Annotated in this window: 17 protein-coding genes; 4 read left to right on the top strand and 13 right to left on the bottom strand. The window is 72.6% G+C overall.

The genetic code is table 11. The annotated features are described in order from the left end of the window. Window positions 1-149: 149 nt before the first annotated feature. The gene (locus ACH427_RS03485; protein ID WP_398867683.1) at window positions 150-980 is read right to left on the bottom strand and encodes a TIGR03619 family F420-dependent LLM class oxidoreductase; all 831 of its coding nucleotides are present in this window, start codon (window positions 978-980) and stop codon (window positions 150-152) included. Between the two features lie 145 nt (window positions 981-1,125). Next, window positions 1,126-2,145, bottom strand: coding sequence for an IPT/TIG domain-containing protein (locus ACH427_RS03480; RefSeq protein ID WP_398867682.1), 1,020 nt, complete (start codon window positions 2,143-2,145; stop codon window positions 1,126-1,128). Between the two features lie 152 nt (window positions 2,146-2,297). Here ACH427_RS03480 and ACH427_RS03475 point away from each other — a divergent pair, with 152 nt between their 5' ends. The 4 genes from ACH427_RS03475 (at window position 2,298) to ACH427_RS03460 (ending at window position 7,383) form a co-directional block, all read left to right on the top strand. Then, window positions 2,298-3,191 carry an SGNH/GDSL hydrolase family protein gene (locus ACH427_RS03475; RefSeq protein WP_398867681.1) on the top strand — a complete coding sequence of 298 codons (894 nt, stop codon included), beginning with the start codon at window positions 2,298-2,300 and terminating at the stop codon, window positions 3,189-3,191. A 678-nt stretch (window positions 3,192-3,869) separates the two neighbouring features. After that, window positions 3,870-5,291: a 3-carboxy-cis,cis-muconate cycloisomerase gene (pcaB, locus tag ACH427_RS03470; RefSeq protein WP_398867680.1), complete on the top strand. Its 1,422-nt coding sequence runs from the start codon at window positions 3,870-3,872 to the stop codon at window positions 5,289-5,291. A gap of 352 nt (window positions 5,292-5,643) precedes the next feature. Next, window positions 5,644-6,291: a hemerythrin domain-containing protein gene (locus ACH427_RS03465; protein ID WP_398867679.1), complete on the top strand. Its 648-nt coding sequence runs from the start codon at window positions 5,644-5,646 to the stop codon at window positions 6,289-6,291. A 222-nt stretch (window positions 6,292-6,513) separates the two neighbouring features. Next, window positions 6,514-7,383: a BTAD domain-containing putative transcriptional regulator gene (locus ACH427_RS03460; RefSeq protein ID WP_398867678.1), complete on the top strand. Its 870-nt coding sequence runs from the start codon at window positions 6,514-6,516 to the stop codon at window positions 7,381-7,383. Window positions 7,384-7,491: 108 nt separating this feature from the next. Here ACH427_RS03460 and ACH427_RS03455 read toward each other — a convergent pair whose 3' ends face one another. The 11 genes from ACH427_RS03455 to ACH427_RS03405 form a co-directional block, all read right to left on the bottom strand. Continuing rightward, on the bottom strand, window positions 7,492-8,754 hold the full coding sequence (locus ACH427_RS03455) for a nucleotide sugar dehydrogenase (protein WP_398867677.1): 1,263 nt from the start codon (window positions 8,752-8,754) through the stop codon (window positions 7,492-7,494). A gap of 227 nt (window positions 8,755-8,981) precedes the next feature. Beyond that, window positions 8,982-10,097 (bottom strand): DegT/DnrJ/EryC1/StrS family aminotransferase, encoded by a 1,116-nt coding sequence (locus ACH427_RS03450; RefSeq protein ID WP_398867676.1) that lies wholly within the window; start codon window positions 10,095-10,097, stop codon window positions 8,982-8,984. A 1-nt stretch (window position 10,098) separates the two neighbouring features. Next, window positions 10,099-11,286, bottom strand: a complete 1,188-nt coding sequence (locus tag ACH427_RS03445; protein WP_398867675.1) for a DegT/DnrJ/EryC1/StrS family aminotransferase — start codon at window positions 11,284-11,286, stop codon at window positions 10,099-10,101. A 173-nt stretch (window positions 11,287-11,459) separates the two neighbouring features. Then, a complete protein-coding gene (gene ispG / locus ACH427_RS03440; RefSeq protein ID WP_398867674.1) occupies window positions 11,460-12,614 on the bottom strand; it encodes a flavodoxin-dependent (E)-4-hydroxy-3-methylbut-2-enyl-diphosphate synthase in 1,155 nt (384 codons plus the stop codon). Next, complete coding sequence (dxs, locus tag ACH427_RS03435) at window positions 12,611-14,551, bottom strand: 1-deoxy-D-xylulose-5-phosphate synthase (RefSeq protein ID WP_398867673.1); 1,941 nt, start codon at window positions 14,549-14,551, stop codon at window positions 12,611-12,613. The genes ispG and dxs overlap by 4 nt, the downstream gene beginning before the upstream one ends. Then, the gene (locus ACH427_RS03430; protein WP_398867672.1) at window positions 14,535-14,942 is read right to left on the bottom strand and encodes a DUF6917 domain-containing protein; all 408 of its coding nucleotides are present in this window, start codon (window positions 14,940-14,942) and stop codon (window positions 14,535-14,537) included. The genes dxs and ACH427_RS03430 overlap by 17 nt, the downstream gene beginning before the upstream one ends. Beyond that, the gene (locus ACH427_RS03425; protein WP_398867671.1) at window positions 14,939-15,904 is read right to left on the bottom strand and encodes a Gfo/Idh/MocA family protein; all 966 of its coding nucleotides are present in this window, start codon (window positions 15,902-15,904) and stop codon (window positions 14,939-14,941) included. Before ACH427_RS03425 ends, ACH427_RS03430 begins: the two co-directional genes overlap by 4 nt. Beyond that, window positions 15,901-17,085 carry an Ldh family oxidoreductase gene (locus tag ACH427_RS03420; protein WP_398867670.1) on the bottom strand — a complete coding sequence of 395 codons (1,185 nt, stop codon included), beginning with the start codon at window positions 17,083-17,085 and terminating at the stop codon, window positions 15,901-15,903. Before ACH427_RS03420 ends, ACH427_RS03425 begins: the two co-directional genes overlap by 4 nt. Then, a complete protein-coding gene (locus ACH427_RS03415) occupies window positions 17,082-18,383 on the bottom strand; it encodes a M20/M25/M40 family metallo-hydrolase (protein ID WP_398867669.1) in 1,302 nt (433 codons plus the stop codon). Before ACH427_RS03415 ends, ACH427_RS03420 begins: the two co-directional genes overlap by 4 nt. Next, window positions 18,380-19,264: a sugar phosphate isomerase/epimerase family protein gene (locus ACH427_RS03410; protein WP_398867668.1), complete on the bottom strand. Its 885-nt coding sequence runs from the start codon at window positions 19,262-19,264 to the stop codon at window positions 18,380-18,382. Before ACH427_RS03410 ends, ACH427_RS03415 begins: the two co-directional genes overlap by 4 nt. After that, window positions 19,254-20,294, bottom strand: coding sequence for a Gfo/Idh/MocA family protein (locus ACH427_RS03405; protein ID WP_398867667.1), 1,041 nt, complete (start codon window positions 20,292-20,294; stop codon window positions 19,254-19,256). The genes ACH427_RS03410 and ACH427_RS03405 overlap by 11 nt, the downstream gene beginning before the upstream one ends. Window positions 20,295-20,345 lie beyond the last annotated feature (51 nt).

Raw genomic sequence — 20,345 nt, 5'->3', positions numbered from 1 at the left:
CTCGGCTGCAATGCAGCGGTATTCGAAAACTATCAAAAGGGCCTGGAGCCACGGCTATGGCCTTGATCACAGGACGGTAATGCCCGGGGAATGGGATCCGGCCATTCCCCGGGGAACCGGCCATGCGCCGCGGCCCGCGGTGCCGCCGCTCAGCCGCCGGAGAGCAGCTCGGGCACCCGCGCCGCCAGCGTCCGCATGCGCCGCCCGAAGCCCTCGACGGGGCCGAAGTGCAGCCCCAGGTCCTCGGCGCCGGCCCGGTCCCAGTCCCGCACGCGCCGCGCCACGTCCCCGACCGGGCGCGCGTCGTCATTCCAGTGGTCCCGGACCCCCGCCGAGACGTGCTCCCCGCCGAGCTCCCGCAGCCGCGCCCGGCGCGCGGTGAACTCCTCGGGGCTCAGGCCGACGCCCTGCCACATCTCCCCGACACGCGCGGCCCGGCGCAGCGCCGCGTCCGAGTTCCCGCCGATCAGGAAGGGGACGGGCGCGGCGGGAACCGGCTGGAAGACGGCGCGTTCGTCGAAGGAGCGGACGTCGTCCGCGTACGGCCCGCCGCCCCGCGTGTGCAGCCGGCGGACGAGCCGCAGGGCCTCGGTGGTGCGGGCGCCGCGCGCGGCGAAGTCCGCCCCGGCCGCCTCGAACTCGTACGCCTCCCAGCCCGTCCCGACACCGAGCACGAACCGGCCGCCGCTCAGGTGCGCCAGCGTGGCCGCCTGCTTCGCCAGCACGAGGGGCTCCCGCAGCGGCAGCACAAGCACGGAAGTGCCCAGAGTGACACGGGTGGTGACGGCGGCGAGATGCGCGAGCGTCGTCAGCGGCTCGTACACACCGCCGTAGACAGGACCGTACTCCGCGGGCGGCAGCACATGGTCGGGAAGCCATACTCCGGCGAATCCGAGGGTTTCCGCTTCCTGGGCGAGTTCCACGAGCCGGGACGCGGGCATCGTGGCTGATTCGTCGGGAAGGATGACATGCAGTCGCACAGGGGCTCCTCGGTGAAACGACGGGACCGATGCCAGCCGCAACATCGCCAATTCACCGAAGATTCCGGGTGAACGGGCTTGAATTCGCATCACGCGGCCGCGAAATCAAGCCCGCCCGGTGGCTGCCCCGGTGCGAATTACCCGGTCAGTTCGCCGCGTACGTGAAACGCGCCGCAGCGCCCACCGCGCTCGTGCCGCCCGCCGTCTCCACGGTCACGTCGACCGTTCCCGTTCCACCCGGGGAGACCGCGCTGCAGTAGTCGGGCCCGCAGGAGGCGTGTTCGGCGGGCCGTCCCCCGAAGCGCACGGTGCCGTGGGCCAGGCCCGTGCCGAGGACCGCCACGGCCGTGCCGCCGGCCGCCGGTCCGCTCCGCGCGGACAGGTGCTGGACGACAGGCTGGGGCGGAGCCGCCGGGCCCGCGCCCGTGTAGGTGAACTGCCCGGCCTCCGCCGCCCCTCCCGGCGTGAGGACGTCGAGGGGAACCGCGCCGGTGCCGCCCGGGGCGACCGCCGTGCACGCGGTGCTCGTGCACGACGTCCGGGCGGCGTCGTCCCCGAAGAGCACCACCCCGGAGTCCAGGCCGAAGCCCGTGACGGTGACGGTGGTCCCGCCCGCCCCCGGCCCGGTGACCGTGTCGACCCCGGTCACCACCGGCTCCGGGGCGGCCGCCGGGGGCTCGGAGGGGCCGTCGAGGGTGTACGTGGAGACGTTGTTCTGCGGATTGACGTCCTCGGCGTTGGCGACGGTCGCCCTGATCACCCCGGACGGGGTGCCGGCCCCGGCGGTGACCTGCACCTTCATGAAGTGGCTCCGGCCGGGCACCATCGTGCCGACGTAGGTGGCGTCCAGGTGGCGGCCGTCCGGCGAGACCGTCTCGGTGAAGGTGTAGTCGTAGGGCGTCGAATACATCAGCGCGCCGCTCGTCCGCACGCCGGGCGGGAGGTCCACGGTGAGGTGGGTCACCCCCGTGACGTCCTGGGATCCTTCGGACTTCCAGGACACCGAGAAATTGCCGGAGTCCCCGGGTCTTGTCGGATAGTTGCCCGCCTGCCCCACGGAGACATCGGGTCCCTGGACGGGTTCGTTGGCCACCGCGGAGGGCGCCGATACCAGAGCGGTCGTGGCGAGCGCGGCCGCCACACAGGATGCTGCTATGCGAGTCATCACATGGCCCGTCATCGCCTGATTCGCCCGCCCCGTTACGGCCCCCGCGTCACGACGGCGTCATCGAGCCACATTGACAGACGGTCACCACGAGGCGAGTCTTGCGACGCATTGACGGTCGAACGGACCGTGGAACGACATCGGAGGCACTGGTGGCACAGGTACACAGACGCGGTGGGCAGTACGGAAAGGCAGTGGCGGCGTTCGGCGCGGCCGCGGCCCTCGCGGCCACGGCCGCCACCCCCGCGACGGCCGCCCAGGCCACGCCCGACCGCGGCGGCGAGCGCTACGTCGCCCTCGGTGACTCCTACACCTCCGGCCCCGGCATCCCCGAGCAGACCGGCGGCGACTGCCTCCGCTCGAGCGTCAACTACCCGGCGCTGACCGCCGCGAAGCGGCACGTCGCGACCTTCAAGGACGTCAGCTGCAGCGGGGCGAAGACCGACGACATGTGGCGCGCCCAGGGTGCCAACCCGGCGCAGCTCAACGCCCTGGACAAGCGCACCACGCTCGTCACTGTCGGTATCGGTGGCAACGACATCGGCTTCAGCGACATCATCGGCACCTGCGCCGAGCTGTCCCGGACCGACCCCACCGGCGCGCCCTGCAAGAAGCAGTTCACCGACGCCGACGGCAGCGACCAGCTCACCGCCCGGATCGCGGGCGCCTCGCGGAAGACAGCCGCCGTCCTCAAAGCCGTCCACCAGCGCGCACCGCGCGCCCGCGTCGCGCTCGTCGGCTACCCCTCGATCATGCCGGACAACGGCGTCGGCTGCTTCCCGGCGGTGCCGATCGCGGCGGGCGACGTCCCCTACCTCCGGGACACGGAGAAGGCCCTCAACGCGATGCTTCGGAAGGAGGCGGCCCGGGCGCATGTCCGGTACGCCGACACGTACGGGCCGACGGTGGGGCATGACACGTGCGCCCCCGCCGCTGACCGGTGGATCGAAGGGGTGCGGCCGGAGAGCCCGGCGGCTCCTTTCCACCCCAACGCGAGGGGTGAGTCCGCGATGGCGACGGCGGTGCAGGGAGCACTCGGGGGCTGAGGCCACGCCTCGGTCCACCGGACAGTTTCCGGTCCAGGGATCGGACATGAAGACGCGCGTGCCCTCTGAGCTGGGATGATGGGACTTTCTGGGGTTCCGTCAGGGCCTGGCCGGGGGGCGCCCGTTTGGGCGGGTGGGGAATGGCTCTCTGGGCACCGCCGGGATGACCAGGGCCCCGGCACCGGGGCCCGGTCCCGGGCGGCCCGGCGTGTTCCTCCCGAACGGTGCCGCTCCGAGCACCGTCCTCAACCGCCTCGTCCCCGCGGCGGGTTGGGGACCGTACCTGGGAATCCTGGCGCAGAAGGCTGAGAGTGCCGCTCGCCGCGTGATCCCGGTGGATGTCCACGAAGCCTCCCGCACATGCCCCGGCCGCGGGCATGTCGACAGAATCGGAGTGCGTCCGACCTGCATCCGGGCGGGGTCGGGACAGATGCCCACGACGCGTTCGTGATCGCCGAGCACGCCCGGTCCAGGCCGTACACCCGCGCGCGGTGGACCGCGAAGACGAGGCACCGGCCGGGCTGACGATGCCCGCCGGCCACGACAACGACCTCGGCGGCCCTCGGCGGTCAGCGGCGGCATCACACGGGCGCGGGCGATGCCCTTCACGGCACGGGCGGTCCGCCAGGCTTTACTTGTCCTGCACACCGATCTACTGGAGATGAGTAAATGACGCGCATGGCAAGAGAGTTCGACGGAGGGCTCGACGCGGGGCTGCTGTCGCCGGTGCGGGTGGGTGCCCCCGTCGAGGAAGCCGTCGCCGAGGCGGCGTGGTTGCAGGCCATGCTCGACGCGGAGGCGGCGCTCGCCAGGGCGCAGGCGACGCTGGGCACGGTACCGGCGGCGGCCGCCGAGGCCATCACGCGTGCCGCCCGGGCCGAGCGGCTCGATCTGCGGTCCCTGGCCCTGGCCGCGCGGGAGACGGCGAACCCGGTCGTGGGTCTCGTGCGCGCGCTGACGGAGGTGGTGGCGGCCGAGGCGCCGGAGGCCGCCGAATATGTGCACCGCGGCTCGACGAGCCAGGACATACTGGACACCGGCATGATGCTGGTGTGCCGCGAGGCGATGGGCTTGATCGGCGCCGATCTTATGCGGACCGCCGAAGCGCTGGCCGTGCTCGCCGAGCGGCACCGGACGACGGTCATGGCGGGCCGTACGCTCGCCCTCCACGCGGTTCCCACCACGTTCGGCCTGAAGGCCGCGGGCTGGCGGCAGCTGGTGCTGGACGCCGAGGCGCGGATCTCCGCCGTGCGGCGATCGCTGCCGGTCTCGCTCGGCGGGGCCGCCGGTACCCTCGCCGGCTATCTGGAGTACGCGCGGCTCGAGGCCGGTGTCACGGATCCCGGCGACTACCAGGACCGGCTCGTAGGGGCGTTCGTGGCCGAGACCGGGCTCGCCCGCCCGGTCCTGCCGTGGCACGCGCTGCGTACGCCGATCGCGGATGCCGCGGCGGCGCTCGCCTTCACCTCGGGCGCGCTCGGCAAGTTCGCGGCCGATGTCCAGGTGCTGGCCCGGACGGAGATCGGTGAGGTCGCCGAGCCGGACGTGGCGGGCCGTGGCGGATCGTCCGCGATGCCCCACAAGCGCAACCCGGTGCTCTCCACGCTGATCCGCAGCGCGGCCGTCCAAGTACCGCCCCTGGCGACCGGCTTGACGCAGTGCCTGGTCGCCGAGGACGAACGGTCGGCGGGCGCCTGGCACGCCGAGTGGCTGCTGCTGCGCGAATGTCTGCGCCTCGCCGGCGGTGCCGCGTGGACAGCCGCCGAACTCGCCGGAGGGCTGACGCCCCGGCCCGGGCGGATGACGGAGAACCTCGCCCTCACCGGCAGCCAGCTGGTGACCGAGCGGCTGGCCGCCGTCCTCGCCCCGAGCCTCGGCAAGGTCCGCGCCAAGGGGCTGGTGACCTGGGCGTCGCTCACCGCCGAGCGGGGCGGCCTCCCGCTGGGGCAGGTGCTGCTCGACCTGCCGGAGGTGGCCGCGCACTTCACCAAGGAGGCACTGGACGAGCTGCTCGACCCCACCGCCTACACCGGCGTCGCGCACTCGCTGGTCTCCCGCGCGCTCACCGCGGCGCCCGTCGACAGCCCGGAGGCACGGTGATGTCCCGGCCGTCCGTGGCCGGTCGGGTGCCGGGCCGGACGGGCTGACGGCCCGGCCGGCGTGCGGATTTCGGGCCGGGCTCCGCCTGTCGCGCCGGGGGGGGCGTCGCACCCCCGCCCGGAACGAGGCCGGACCGGGAAATGGTCTGCCGCACTCCGCTTCCGGTTCCCTCGGGCGCCGAGGGTACGGACGGGCGGCCGCCGGATGTCCGGGCCGACGGCGACATTATTTATGGAACAACTTGCCCCAGAGTCTGGCTCGGCGGATACTTCGGACCGAGGCCGCTCGCCGCGCGCCCTGTCCGAGCGCGTCGGCCATGCCACTTGGGTGTTCGACCGTGAGGAGTTGACCCATGACTGCCAGTCCGGCCCAGCGCGGTCGAGCTGTGGCGACCCTGTACGCGATCCACGACGCCTTCCGGCGCGACGCGGCACGGCTGATGACGGCGGCGAGCGACGAACACGCCTCGCGGAACCCCGCGGTCAGGGCCGGATGGGAGACGCTGAAGGGGTATCTGTCGATCCAGCACGGCGCCGAGGAGCTCGCGCTGTGGCCCGCCGTGCGCACCGGACTGACGGCCGCCGGCCTGCCGCCGGCCCCCCTGGCCACGCTCAAGGGCGAGCGCGCCCGGCTGGACGACCTGGCCGAGGAGATCGACCGCACGCTTTCCGGTTCGCTCCGGTCGCCCCTGCGTCCGCACCTGGAGGACTTCTGCATCGCGCTGCTGGCCCATCTCGGCCACGAGGAAGCGGAATTGCTCCCTCCCGCCCTGGCCGTGCTCGATCAGCGTGATTGGCTGGCCTATGACAGGGAACGCCGCCGCCAAGTGGGCCGCGAGGGACTGGCGTCGTTCTATCCGTGGCTGCTGGACGGTGCGCCCGAGCCCACCCAACGGCAGATGCTGCGATTACTGTCGCCGCCCCAGCGATTCGCCTACCATTTCACCTGGCGGCCGCGGTACGAACGCACAGCCCCGTGGCAGTACTCCTCGATGCCGTGACCGGGTCCGAAATCCGTACGGCCCTTACCCGGAACGGCGTTCACCGGTTGGCCGGAGCGCGCCGGAGATCATTGAAATGTCGTGGTAACTGGCTTACAGTCCTGCGGAGCCCGCCGGTTCTTTCCTGCCCGTTCATGGCTTCGAGAGCAAAGCTTTTCGGCCCGCTCGCCTTGAAAGGTGTGCGAAGACATCGTGGAATTTTCCATTCTAGGCCCATTGCGCGTGAGCGAGCAGGGGCGTGACTGCACCCCGACCGCGCCTAAACAGCGGCAGCTCCTGGCCCTCTTGCTCCTGAGCGCCAACCAAGTGGTCACGACGAGCACGTGCATTGACGAACTCTGGGATAACTCCCCGCCGAACTCCGCGCTCTCCACCGTCCAGTCGTACATCCTCCAACTGCGCAGGGCACTGGGCGCGATTCCGCGCATCGGGAGCCCGCAGGCGGCACGACGCGTGCTGGCGACCCGGGACGGCGGCTACATCCTGATCGCCAGGAATGACGAACTCGACATCAACAACTTCACGGCGCTCGTGCGCGAGGGCCGGGCCCGACTGCGCAGGGACGACGCGCAGGCGTCGGCGCTGCTCGGCCGCGCGCTGTGCATGTGGCAGGGCTCGGCGCTCTCCGACGTCCAGGCGGGACCGGTGCTCCGGGCCCACCTCATCGGGCTGGAAGAGGAGCGCATCAGCGTACGGGAGCAGCGCGTCGACGCCGAGCTGCGCCTGGGCCGCCACCGCGAACTGGTCGGTGAACTGAGCTCACTCGCCGCGCAGTACCCCACGCACGAGTACCTGCACGCGCAGCTGATGCTGGCCCTGTACCGGTCGGGGCGCCGCACCCAGGCGCTGAGGGTCGCGCAGAGTCTGCGGCAGGTGATGCACGACGAGCTCGGGCTCGAGCCGTCCCCCGGCATCCACGGGCTCCACCGGGCCATGCTGGTCTGCGACCCGCTGATCGACACGCACGCGGGCACCGATTCGGTCTTCGACTTCACCGGCGCGGCGTCACCGGGGGTGGTGCCGCCGCCCGACAGCGTGCCGGACACCGCTCTGGCGAATTGCGCGCGTACGGACTACTGCGCGGAGTCCTGACCGCGTTCCGTCCGGTGGTCCGCCGCCCCGCCGGCGGCACCGCCTCGGCGGGACCCGGACGACGCCCTTGCGCGGGGCACAAGGGCGATGCCGTGGTCACGGGGACGGTCACAGGGACTCGATGTTCTCCCCCGGCGGGACGCGGCGACGGCAGTCGAACACATATCGTGCCGCGGAGGCGACGGCCGCGTAGTCGACGGCATCGTGGTCGGTGGTGATGAGGACCGCGTGCGCCTCCCTGAGCTCCTCCTCGGTCAGTTCGACCCGGGTGAGCCCCGGTATGCCGACGCTCTCGGTGACGTGCGGATCGGCCACCCGGACCGAGGCGCCCGCCTCGACGAGCATCCGGGCGATGGGCAGCGCCGGGGACTCCCGTACGTCTCCGGTGTTCGCCTTGTAGGCGAGCCCGAGCATCAGGATGCGCGAGCCGGTGACGGTCTGCCGCCGCCGGTCGAGCCCGCGCGTGAGCCTGCTGACCACGTACTCCGGCATCTGGCTGTTGAGTTCATGAGCCAGCTCGACCAGCCGGAACCGCTTGCTGAGGGTCCGCTCGACCCGCCAGGACAGATACAGCGGGTCGACCGGCAGGCAGTGGCCGCCGACGCCCGGACCGGGTGTGAAGCGCATGAAGCCGAACGGCTTGGTCGAGGCGATGTCCAGGGCCTCCCAGACGTTGACGCCGATGCCGGCGGCGTGCGTGGCGAGCTCGTTCACCAGGGCGATGTTCACGTGCCGGAAGGTGTTCTCCAGCACCTTCGCGAGCTCCGCGACCCGCGTGGACGGCGCGAGCACGGTCTCGCGGACGATGGTGGCGTAGAAGGCGGCCACCTCCCGCAGCGACTCCGCGTCCACGCCGGAGACCACCTTGGGCGTGGTCTCGAAGGTCCACTCGGGGTTGCCCGGGTCGATGCGCTCGGGGCTGTAGCCCAGGTGGAAGTCGAGCCCGGGGCTCAGCCCCGAGCCCTTCTGCAGGATGGGCGCGAGGACTTCCTCGGTGGTGCCCGGATAGCTGGTGGACTCCAGGATCACGGTGGAGCCGGGCGTCAGCCGCGACGCCAGCGCCTCGCCCGCCGCCTCGACGAAGGAGAGGTCGGGCACCCCCTCCAGCAGCGGGGTGGGCACGGTGATGACGGCGACGTCGAAGCCGTCCAGGTCGTCCGGGTCGATGCTCGGCCGGTACGTGCCCTGGTCGAGCACGGCGCCGAGCCGGTCCGCGCGCACGTCCCCCACGTACGACTCACCGGCGGCCAGCCGCCTCACCCGGGTCTCGTCGGTGTCGTACCCGACGACGTGGTAACCGTGCTCGGCCGCCGCGACGGACAGGGGCAGACCGACGTACCCCTGCCCCATGACAACCAGTTTGGTGGTCATCCAAAACTCCTCAGTCACTCGGAAGGCGCGTGCGCCGGGGCCGCGCCGTGGGCGGAGAACCCGCTCGGAACGCCCCGTTCAGTCGAAGGCGGCACTCGGTCGAAGGCCGCACCTGGGCGGACGTGCCGAAGTCCGGTGGGCGCGGCCGCGCCCCGGAAGGGCGCGGGGAACCGCGCGCCCGGCCGCGAACGGCCCGCGGCCGGAGTGCCGGACTTCCGGCGGAGCGCTCAGGCGTAGAACTCGCAGATCGAGTCGGCTACGTACTCCACCTGCGCGTCGGTGAGATGGGGCCAGATCGGGATGGCCAGGTTGTGGTCGCTCGCGTACCGGGCTCCCGGCCACTCCCGGCCCTCGGGGGCGTACCGCGCGAAGGCGGGCTGGCCGGGCAGCGGCACCGGGTAGTAGACGTGCGTGCCGATCTCCTGCTCCGTGAGCCAGGCGCGCAGGTCGCCGCGGCGCCGCGCCAGCAGGGAGTACACGTAGTAGCAGCGGCCGTCGCGCCCGGCGGGCGGCGCCAGGAGCCCGCGCTCGGCCAGCGGCGCGAAGCGCTCCGTGTAGTAGTCGGCGATCCGGGCGCGGCGTTCGAGGCGGTCCTCGAAGCCGGCGTGGCGGTGCAGCTGGAAGGCCGCGAGGATCTCGTCGAAGCGGCTGTTCTGGCCGATGTGGTGGTGCACGAAGCGGTGGACGCCGTCCTGGCCGTGGTTGCGCAGCATCCGCACGCGCTCGGCCAGTCCGGGGTCGTCGGTCAGCACGACGCCGCCTTCCCCGGCGGTGCCGAACGCCTTCACCTGGAAGAACGAGAAGACGCCGAGGTCACCCCAGCGGCCGGACGGGACGCCGTCGAGCACCGCGCCCTCGGCCACCGCCGCGTCCTCGATGACCTTCACCCCGTGCCCCCGGGCGATCTTGGTGAGGCGCGGCATGTCCGCCATGATCGAGAACACATGGGCCGGCATGATCGCGCGCGTCCGCTCCGAGATCAGCCTCTCCACGTCGTCCGGGTCGATGACCATGGTGTGCGGATCGACGTCGGCGAAGACCGGCGTCGCCCCGAGGTTGGCCACCGAACTGGCCACCGGCTGGCAGCAGAACGCCGGGACGATCACCTCGTCACCGGGGCCGATCCCGAGGGCCTGGACCGCGAGGTTGAGCCCGCCGGTGCCGCTGGAGCACGCGATGACGTGTCCCGCCCCGGTGGTGAGGCGCAGTTCCGCTTCGAGCGCGGCGGTGCGCCGCCCGAGGATGAAGCGCTGCTCCGGGTCGGTGCCCACCTCGTACAGCAGGTCCTTGAAGGTCTGCCGGTCCTGCTCGAAGAGATCCGGGGGAAAGAAGGGGATCGTCATGTCACCGCCTCCCGGCGTAGAAGTCGGAGATCGTGGCGCAGACCGTCTCGAGCCGCTCCTCGGTCAGGTCCGGATACAGGGGGAGCGCCAGGGTCCGTTCACTGGCCGCCTCGGCGTGGGGGAAGCGTCCCGGCCGGTTGCGCCCCTCGTCCGCGTAGCAGGGCTGCAGCGGGAGCGGCCGCGGGTAGTACGTCTCGGTGCCGATGCCGCGCGCCGCCAGATGGGCCGCCAGCTCGTCCCGCCGCTCGACCTCGAGGAGGTAGACGTAGAAGACCGGGTCGGCGCGCACCGGGCGGGGGACGGTCCGGGGCAGGGCCAGCACCCCGTCGGTGCCGCGCAGCCGTGCCGTGTAGGCGTCGGCCAGCTCGCGGCGGCGTGCGATGTCCCGGTCGAGGCGGGAGAGTTTGGCCAGCAGCACGGCCGCCTGGACGTCGTCCATCTTGCTGTTGGTGCCGGAGACCCCGGAGAGGTTGGAGATGCCGGCGATGTGGTCGATCGTCCTGCCCATCCGGCCGTGGTGGCGCAGCACCCCGGCCTTCTCGGCGACCTCGTCGTCGTTCGTGAGCACCATCCCCGCGTCCCCCAGCGCGCCGAGGGTCTTGGTCGGGAAGAACGACAGCACGCCGCCGGTGCCGAGCAGTCCCGCGTGGGTGCCGTCCCACCGCATTCCGATGGCTTCGGCGCTGTCCTCGAGCACCATCAGGCCGTGGCGCCGCGCCAGTTCCGTCAGGGCCGTCATGTCCGCGAGCTGGCTGAAGAGGTGCACGGGCAGCACGGCGCGGGTGCGCTCGCCGATCACGGCCTCCACGGAAGCGGCGTCGAGGCCGTAGTCGCCGTCCGTGGTGATGTCGGCGAAGACCGGCGTGGCCCCGGTCATGCTGACCGAGGACGCCGACGCGAAGAAGGAGAAGGCGGGAACGACGACTTCGTCGCCCGGACCGATGCCTGCCGCGCGCAGCAGAATGACCAGTGCGTCGGTGCCGCTGTTCACCGCCACCGCGTGTTTGGCACCGGTGTATTCGGCGAGGGCCCGCTCCAGTTCGGCCACTTTCCTGCCGTGGGAGAACTTCCCCCGGTCGAAGACGTCGTCGGTGTGCCGGGCGATGAGGGGCCAGAGGGAGGCGAAGGACTCCGTCTGGTCGAAGAACGGAACAGGCGGATCCTGGCGTTGAATTGAGGGGATCGGCATGGGAATGACGCTACGAAGAGGAGAAGTCCTCGCGCTACGGGCAAGAAATTGCCGCCACCGCGGGCGGGTTAGCAGGACCGCCGGACTTCCCTGTCATCCGCTCGGGCATGCCGGAGCCCCCGCACGACCGTTCTGTCGTGTCGGGGGCCCCGGCGGGCGGAACGGCATTTTGCTCAGACGGCGATGACCTGGGGTCCGCCCGGGGGCGCTCCCTCGTCCTCCATGCGCTCGGCGAGCTTGAACGCCTCCTCGATGAGGGTCTCCACGATCCTCGATTCCGGCACGGTCTTGATGACCTCGCCCTTCACGAAGATCTGGCCCTTGCCATTGCCCGAGGCCACCCCCAGATCCGCCTCGCGCGCCTCGCCGGGACCGTTGACCACACAGCCCATCACCGCGACCCGCAACGGCACTTCCATGCCCTCCAGGCCGGCCGTCACCTGGTCCGCGAGCTTGTAGACGTCCACCTGTGCCCGCCCGCAGGACGGGCACGAGACGATCTCCAGCCGGCGCTGCCGCAGGTTCAGCGACTCCAGGATCTGGATGCCGACCTTGACCTCCTCCGCGGGCGGCGCCGACAGCGAGACCCGGATGGTGTCGCCGATGCCCTCGGAGAGCAGCGCGCCGAAGGCCACCGCCGACTTGATGGTGCCCTGGAACGCCGGGCCCGCCTCCGTCACCCCCAGGTGCAGCGGGTAGTCGCAGCGGGCGGCCAGCTGCCGGTAGGCGTTGACCATCACCACCGGGTCGTTGTGCTTGACCGAGATCTTGATGTCCCGGAAACCGTGCTCCTCGAAGAGGGACGCCTCCCACAGGGCCGACTCGACCAGCGCCTCCGGTGTGGCCTTGCCGTACTTCTCCAGCAGCCGCTTGTCCAGCGATCCGGCGTTGACGCCGATGCGGATCGGGGTGCCCGTGGCGGCGGCCGCCTTCGCGATCTCCTTGACCTTGTCGTCGAACTGCCGGATGTTGCCCGGGTTCACCCGCACCGCCGCACAGCCCGCGTCGATCGCCGCGAACACGTACTTGGGCTGGAAGTGGATGTCCGCGATCACCGGGATCTTGGACTGCCGGGCGATGCGCGGCAGCGCGTCCGCGTCGTCCTGGGACGGGCAGGCGACCCGCACGAGCTGGCAGCCGGCCGCGGTCAGTTCGGCGATCTGCCGCAAGGTCGCGTTCACGTCCGAGGTGAGGGTGGTCGTCATCGACTGCACCGCCACCGGGGCGTCCCCGCCCACGGGCACCGAACCGACCTGGATGCGCCGGCTGGGCCTGCGGACGGCGAGTCCGGACCGCACCGAGGGGGTGCCGAGCGGGACCGCGGTCATGAGACCCCCTCAAGGCGCGGCACGCCGGCCGGGGCCAGAAAGGAGGTGATGTCCCCGACGATGTGGTCGGCGGTCAGGCCGGCCTCGGCCAGCACCTCGTCGCGGCCGCCGTGCTCGTAGAACCGCTGCTCCAGGCCGAACACCCGGACCGGGGCCGGCAGCCCCGCGTCGCTGACCGCCTGGGCGACGGCCGTGCCGATCCCGCCGGCCCGTCCGCCGTCCTCCACCGTGGCCACGAGGCGGTGTTCCGCGGCGAGCCGGACCAGGGCGGGGTTGACGGGCGCCACCCAGCCCGGGTCCAGCACGGTCACCCCGAGCCCCCGCCCGGACAACTGCTCGGCGGCCGCGAGGCAGACGGGCGCCATCGCGCCCACCGAGACGAGCAGGACGTCCGCCGCGCCGCGCGGGCGGGCCAGTACGTCCATCCCGGCGAGCACGTCGACCGGCTCCACTTCGGCGGCGGGGACCGGCCCCTTCGGGTAGCGGACCGCGGTGGGGGCGCCCTCGACCTCCAGCGCCTCGCGGAGCTGCCTGCGCAGCCGGGTGGCGTCGCGGGGCGCCGCGATCCGTATTCCGGGGACGATCCGGAGGAGGGACATGTCCCACATGCCGTTGTGGCTGGGCCCGTCGTTCCCCGTGACGCCCGCGCGGTCGAGTACGAAGGTGACCCCGCACCGGTGCAGTGCCACGTCCATGAGCACCTGGTCGAAGGCCCGGTTGAGGAAGGTGGCGTACAGGGCGATCACCGGGTGCAGACCGCCGAGGGCCAGGCCGGCGGCGGCGGTGACCGTGTGCTGTTCGGCGATGCCGGTGTCGAGGACCCGCTCCGGATACGCCGTGGCGAACGCGTCGAGCCCGACCGGCTGGAGCATCGCCGCCGTGAGCGCGACGATGTCCTCCCGTTCCGCCCCGGCCTTGAGGATCTCCTCGGAGAACACGGACGTCCAGGTGGGCCCGGACGCCTTGGCCCCGGCCGTCGGGAGCGCGCCTATGGCGTGGAAGCGGTCCCCCTCGTGCTGTTCGGCGGGCGCGTGGCCCTTGCCCTTGCTCGTGATGCAGTGCACGACGGCCGGCCCGCCGAACCTCTTGGCGTGGCTCAGCGCGGTCTCCAGCGCCGCGATGTCGTGCCCGTCCACCGGGCCGATGTACTTCAGCCCGAGGTCCTCGAAGAGCCCTTGCGGGGCGACGAGGTCCTTCAGCCCCTTCTTGGCGCCGTGCAGGCCCTCGTAGAGGGGCCCGCCGACGACAGGGGTCTGCAGCAGCGCGTCCTTGCCCCAGCGCAGGAACCGCTCGTAGCCCTGGGAGGTGCGCAGGGCGGTGAGGTGCTCGGCGAGGCCGCCCTTGGTGGGCGCGTAGGAGCGGCCGTTGTCGTTGACGACGATGACCAGCGGCAGATCCTTGCTCACCGCGATGTTGTTCAGTGCTTCCCAGGCCATGCCGCCGGTCAGGGCGCCGTCGCCGATGACGGCGACGACATGGCTCTCGCGCAGGCCGCGCAGCCGGTGCGCGCGGGCGAGTCCGTCCGCGTAGGAGAGCGCGGTGGAGGCGTGGGAGTTCTCGATGACGTCGTGTTCCGACTCCTGCCGGGAGGGATAGCCGGACAGGCCGCCGCGTTCGCGCAGCCGGGAGAAGTCCTGGCGCCCGGTGAGCAGCTTGTGGACGTACGCCTGGTGTCCGGTGTCCCACAGCAGGCGGTCGCGCGGGGAGTCGAAGACGCGGTGCAGGGCTATGGTCAGCTCGACGACGCCGAGGTTGGGCCCGAGGTGGCCGCCGGTGCGGGACACCGCCGTGACGAGGAAGTCGCGGATCTCCCGGGCCAGTTCCGCCAGCCGGTCCGGGGCGAGCGCACGCAGGCTCGCCGGGCCCGTGACGGTGTGGAGCAGGGTGGTCTCCCGCGGGGCTCCCGAGGGGGCGATCGGGTCAAGAACCGGAGTCAAAGCGCACCTCCATGCCGGGCCGGAGCCCGAGTTCCGGGCCGGTGGTCGTCGTGTCGACGGCGATCAGCACGTTGTAGTGGTTGGGGAAGTGGCAGGCGTCGAAGCCCAGTACGGTGCCCACCCGGCGGCCGTCGATCCGCACCTCGTCACCGCGGTCGAGCACGCCGCCGGTGCCGACCTCGACGAAGCCGAGGAAGCCGACGCGGTCGACGACCGCGCCGGGCGTCGTGTCGTGCTGGTCCGTGGTCACCAGTTCGTGGATCTCGCCGCGCCGGACGCAGCGGCCGGCGAATTCCTCGAGTCTCATGCCGCGGTCGTCGCGGCGGTGGGTGAGGATCTTCACCAGGCTGCCGCCGACCGGGCGTTTGGCCCCGTCCTCGGCCGGGTTCACCGGCGGCCTCCCGCCAGGGCCGCGCCCGCTGTCGCCGACTCGCGGCGGTAGACCTCGGCGACCAGCTCCAGTGCGGCGAGGCCGCCCTCGCCGCGGTCCTCGCCCGCGCGCACCGCGGCGGCGAAGTCCCGCAGGACTCCCGCGTATTCGTGCCACAGGGACTGCTTGAAGCCGGGGTGGCCGGCCAGCATGTCGGCGGTGTGGACGGTGCCGTCGGCGAGGCGGACCTCGATGTCCTTGCGCTCCCCGGGGTACGCCCAGTCGAGCACCACGCGCGCGGTGGCGCCGGCCGTGGAGCGCAGCAGGACGGTCGCCTGCCGGTCGGTGCCTCCGGCGTCCCGGACGACCACGGCATCGGTGACCTCGGCCGGGCCGATGAACTGCCGCACGGTGTCGAACGCGTTGGGTCCGTTGTCGGCCACGCAGCCACCGCCGCACCGCCGGGGGTCGAGATACCAGCGGTCCGTGCCCGCGTGTTCCTCGATCCGCTCCAGATAGCGCACGGTGAGCGAGGCCACGGGTGCCGCGCTGCCGGCGATCCGTCGCAGCAGGTCCAGCGCGTTGTCGTTGTAGCGCCGGTGGAAGGAGGTGAACAGCACCGTGCCGCGCTCCCGGGCCGTACGGACCAGGTCGCGCCCGTCCTCGACGCGGGTCGCGAGGGGCTTCTCCACACAGACCGCGAGACCGGCCGCGAGCAGATCCGCGCAGACACCGGCGTGGGCGTCGTTGGGCACGTTGACGACGACGGCGTCGAGGCCGGCCTCGGCGATCATCGTGCGGTGGTCGGTGTAGCACAGGGCGCGGCCCTCGAAGGGGGCCAGCGCCTCGGGGCGCAGGTCGCAGACGGCGGCCAGCCGCAGGTCCGGCAGTTCGTCGAACGCCGCGACGTAGAAGCGCGAGATGACGCCGAGGCCGACGATGCCGACGCGCAGCTGGGCCGGATCGTCCTTCATCACGGTCATGAGGGTTCTCCTTCCGGGGCGTCGATGCCCAGGGCGGCGGCGACGGAGTGGATTTCGGCATACAGCTCGGGGGCGATCGCGACGCCGTGGGCGAGCGCACCGGCGCTCAGTTCCGCCTCGCGCGCGCCGGGGTAGCTGACGGGGGCGTTCGTGTCGAGCGGCGGGCAGTCCACCAGGGCCTGGAAGAGGCCGGCGGCGTCCCGGAGGAAGCCGTCCACCGGGCGGAGCACGCCGGGTGCCACGGCCAGGGCGAGGAAGCCGATGTCGTCGTCGCGCCCGGTGGGTCCGCCGTGGCCGGTGTGGGCCTCCTCGGCGGGTCCGAGCCCGGCGCCGGGTACGAGCGCGGCGAGCACCTCCACGAGCAGGGCCAGCCCGTATCCCTTGTACGCCCCGGTCTCGGGGCGGCCGCCGAGCCACAGCGGGAAGCCCTCGCCCCGGTCGAGGGCGCCCGGGTCGGTGACCGGCCGTCCCCGCTCGTCCTGGAGCCAGCCCTCGGGGATGGGCCGGCCGGCTCGCGCGGCTTCGCGGACCTTGCCGGTGGGCACGGCGGTGGTGCTCATGTCCAGGACGAACGGCGGCAGTCCGGGGCCCGCCGGCGCGGCGGCGCTCATCGGGTTGGTGCCGAGCATCGCGGCTCGCCCGCCCGGCGGCCGGGCGATCCGCTGGCGTCCGCAGTTGGAGGCGAGGATGCCGATCAGACCGCGTTCGGCCAGCCGCCGGGTGTGGTGGCCCGCGCAGCCGAAGTGGGTGGCGTCGCGGACGGAGACGAGCCCTATTCCGTAGTCGGCGGCCCGTTCGGCGGCCAGGTCGAGGGCCTCGCTCGCGGCCCACAGGCCCAGCGCCTTGTGGGCGTCGAGGAGCAGTGCGGCCCCCCGGTCGGCGAGCACTTCGGGTTCGGCGTCCGGCAGCGCCCTGCCGTCGTCGAGGAGCGGGAGGTAGAGGCGGGTGAGGTTGGCGAGTCCGTGGGAGCGCATGCCGCTGAGGTCGCCGTAGACCAGGGCCTCGCCCGCGGTACGGGCCCGCCGGGGCGGCACGCCGCGGCGCTCGAACACCTCGGCCGCGAAGGCGACCAGGGACGCGTGGGGGACGCGCACCGCCCCGTCCGGGCTGCCTCGGCCACCGGCCGTACGTTCCGTGGGGGCCGTGCGTTCCGCGGGGGCCATGGCGGACGTGGGTGTCATGACGGTTCCTCCGTTGCCTGGGCGAACTGCTTCAGGAGTGAGGTGATGCCGGTGGCGAACACTTCGAGGCTGTGGGCCTCGGCGAACTCCCCGGCCGCATGGGCGTGGTTGGCGTCGAGGTCGCCGGGGCCGTAGACGGCGGTGTACGCGTCGGGGACGCCCTGCATCCAGATGGCGTCGCAGGTGCAGGCCGGCCAGTCCTGGGGGGCGTACGGGATGCCCGCTTCCCGCCCGAGCAGGTGTTCGGCCCAGGAGGAGCGGGGGGAGTCGCCGTCCAGCGCGGGGAGCCCGCGCTTGAGCCAGCGCAGGGTGGTGACGGTGTGGGCGTCGGCGGCGGTGCGGGCGAAGTCCGGTTGCCGGCCGAAGCGCTGGGCGAAGGCGTCGAGCGCTTCGGGCAGTTCCCTCTCCAGCGCCTCCGTGAGGATGCGGCCCGCCGCCGTGGTGGCGTAGGCGAGGTTCAGCAGGAGCTGCCCGGTGCCGTACACCTTGTTGTGCATCCGGCCGGTGTGCAGCCCGGCCACGCACACCCGGCCGCCCTCGGCACTGCCGGGCAGCCGCTCGGCGAGGTGCTGGGCCAGGAAGCCCAGCAGGACGCTGGCGTTGTGGCCGCCTTCCGGGCGGTCGTCGATGGAGTCCTGTCCGGTGATCTCGACGAGCGCGGTCGCGGCGGCGGTGGACCGGGGCACCAGGTGGGACCGGGTGGGCTCGCAGAAGATGTTGAGTCTGCCGGTGTAGCCGCTCTCGACCAGCGGGCGGGTGCCGAAGACGCCCATGGCGCCGCCCTCCTCGCCCGCGACGAGCTGGACGAGGACGCCGGTGTCCCGCCCCAGCCCGGGTACGGTCTCCACCGCTCGGCGCAGGCCGGCGAGCAGGGCGACGGCCGGGCCCTTGGCGTCGATGGCGCCGCGGCCGTGGAAGCGGCCGTCCTCGTACCGAGGGGGTTCCCAGCCGGCCACCGTGTCCAGGTGCGCGTTGAACATCACGGTGCGCTCGGGCGGCAGGGGCGGGCCCAGGCGCAGCACCATGCTCGGCTGGCAGCGCAGGAAGTCCGGCATCAGCGCGGCGGCTTCGCGCACCGTGGCCGGGACACCGTCCCGGTCCAGCACCGCGGGCGCGGGGGCCTCGTGGTGGACGACGGTGAGGCCCAGGGCGGCCGCCGCGTCGGCGTAGGCGCGCTGGGCCTCCCACAGCAGCGGGCGCGGCCCCTCCTCGCCGGTCTCCAGTGGCCCGGCGGTGGGGAGTTCGATCAGCCGCAGCAGCAGTTCACGCTCGGCCGGGAGCAGTTCGACGCGGGTCACGCGGCACCTCGTCCCAGGCCGCCGGCCAGTCGCTCCAGCTCCCGGCCGTAGGCGACGAACGCCTCCACGCCGGAGCGGCCCGTGGTGGTGAGGGCCTCGTGCGGACGGACGTTGATGTGCGGCTCGATGGACCAGACGCCGGTGTAGCCGTGGTCGAGCAGCAGGCGCAGCGCGTCGCGGACCCGGCAGCGGCCCCGGCCGGGGAGGGTGTAGCGGGTGTCGTCCGGGGTGCCGAGGGCGTCCTTGACGTGCACGTGGGCGACGTAGGGCGCGATCTCGGGCAGCAGGTCGTACGCCTCGTAGTCGTAGGCGACGCCGTTGCCGGTGTCGAAGAGCAGCCGGAGCGCGGGGCTGTCGACGTGCTCGAGCAGGGTGCGCATGCGGTCCGCGCGGGTCGCCGCCCAGCCGGCGCAGTTCTCGTGCAGCAGCACGAGTCCGGCGTCCTCGGCGCGCGCGGTGAGCTCCCTCATGCGGCGGAGCACCTCGCCGCGCCAGGCGTCCTCGTCCAGCCCGTCGTTGGGGTAGGACATGACGCGGACGAAGCGGGTGCCGAGCCGGGCGCAGCGCTCGCCGAGGATGTCGAGTTCCCGCAGGTCCGCGGCGAAGTCCGTGGTGATGGGCCGGGCCCAGTCGGCGATGCGGGAGTCCACGCAGACGGCCCCCAGACCGGCGTCGGCGAGGCGTGCGAGGAGGCGCTCGAAGCCGTTCTCGTCGAGGTCGGCGACGGCGGTGCCGTCCACGGTGCGCAGCTCGATGGCTCCCCATCCCAGGGCGGAGAGCGCGGCGATCTGTTCGTCGAGTGAGGTGCCCGCCTCGTCACCGATGCCGGACAGCTCGATTCCGGGCGGGAGCACGGGGGAGGGACGGGTCTCAGCCGACACGGAGCCCTCGCTCCCCGGTGTGCGTGGTGTCGCCCGCGTCCGTCGCGACGTGGTTCTTCGCCTGGTCCAGGGCCTCGACGACCTCGGCCTGGAGGGCGAAGTCCGCCACGAAGTCGGCACCTTCGGCGAAGCCCCGGTAGGTCTGGAGGAGGCAGGCGTCCAGGGCCTCGTCCGGGAAGATCTCGTACTGCTCGGGCAGTCCGATGGGCGTCACCCGCAGGTGGGCGTACGCGTCCTCACCGCTGACCGGATAGTGGCCGACCGCCGTGCCCGCGTCGAAGCCGAGCACGATGCGGCGCTCCCGCAGGGGCGACGCCAGGTCGGTGGCGATCCGGCTGACCACGCCGCCGGTGTGTTCCAGGGTCAGCCCGGCCGTGCCCATCCTCGGCACCACGGCGCCGCCCACTCTCGCGTCGGTGCAGGACGCCGTCGTCACACGGCCGGCACCGGCGAGGCGCAGCACCACGCCGACGGAGTGCGGGAGTTCGACGTCGAAGGCCGTCGGATGGCTCGGGGTGCTGAGCGATCTGCGCAGCCTCGGCTTGTGCTGGTGCACGGTGATATGGCGGAGCCGGCCCAGGCTGCCCGAGCGGACGAGCCGCTCCAGCCGTTCGGTGAGCGTGCTGTGCAGCCAGGGCGCGACCACCGCGAGCCGCAGGCCGTACTCGTGCCGCAGCAGGCGCAGGGCGTCGACGACGGCGCTGTCGGTGCCGATCGGCTTCTCCACCAGGAAGGAGCGGAAGCCGAGCCGGGCCAGTTCCCGCAGCACCTCGACGCGCTCCGTCGGCGGACTGCAGAGGTGGACGACGGTGACGGCGGGGTCCAGCCGTGCGCGGGCCTGGGCGAGCGAGGGCACGGTCAGCAGTCCGGGGACGGGTGCCGTCGGCAGGATGTCGTAGCCCAGGGGGTCGTCCGGCGCGAAGAGGCTCCGCGCGCCCGTCGCGGCGGCCTCCTCGCGCAGCCTGCGCAACACGGGCAGGTGGAGTTCTCGTCCCGATCGTCCGAGCCCGACAAGCAGTGTGTGCAACACCGGGAGCTCCTCCCGTAATTCACTGGTTTTGGAGGGCTCACGCTAGGCCGC

Origin of the sequence: Streptomyces sp. NPDC020379 (assembly GCF_044387105.1) — a bacterium.
In the GTDB taxonomy this organism is placed as follows: domain Bacteria; phylum Actinomycetota; class Actinomycetes; order Streptomycetales; family Streptomycetaceae; genus Streptomyces.
This window is presented reverse-complemented; position numbering and strand designations above follow the sequence as displayed.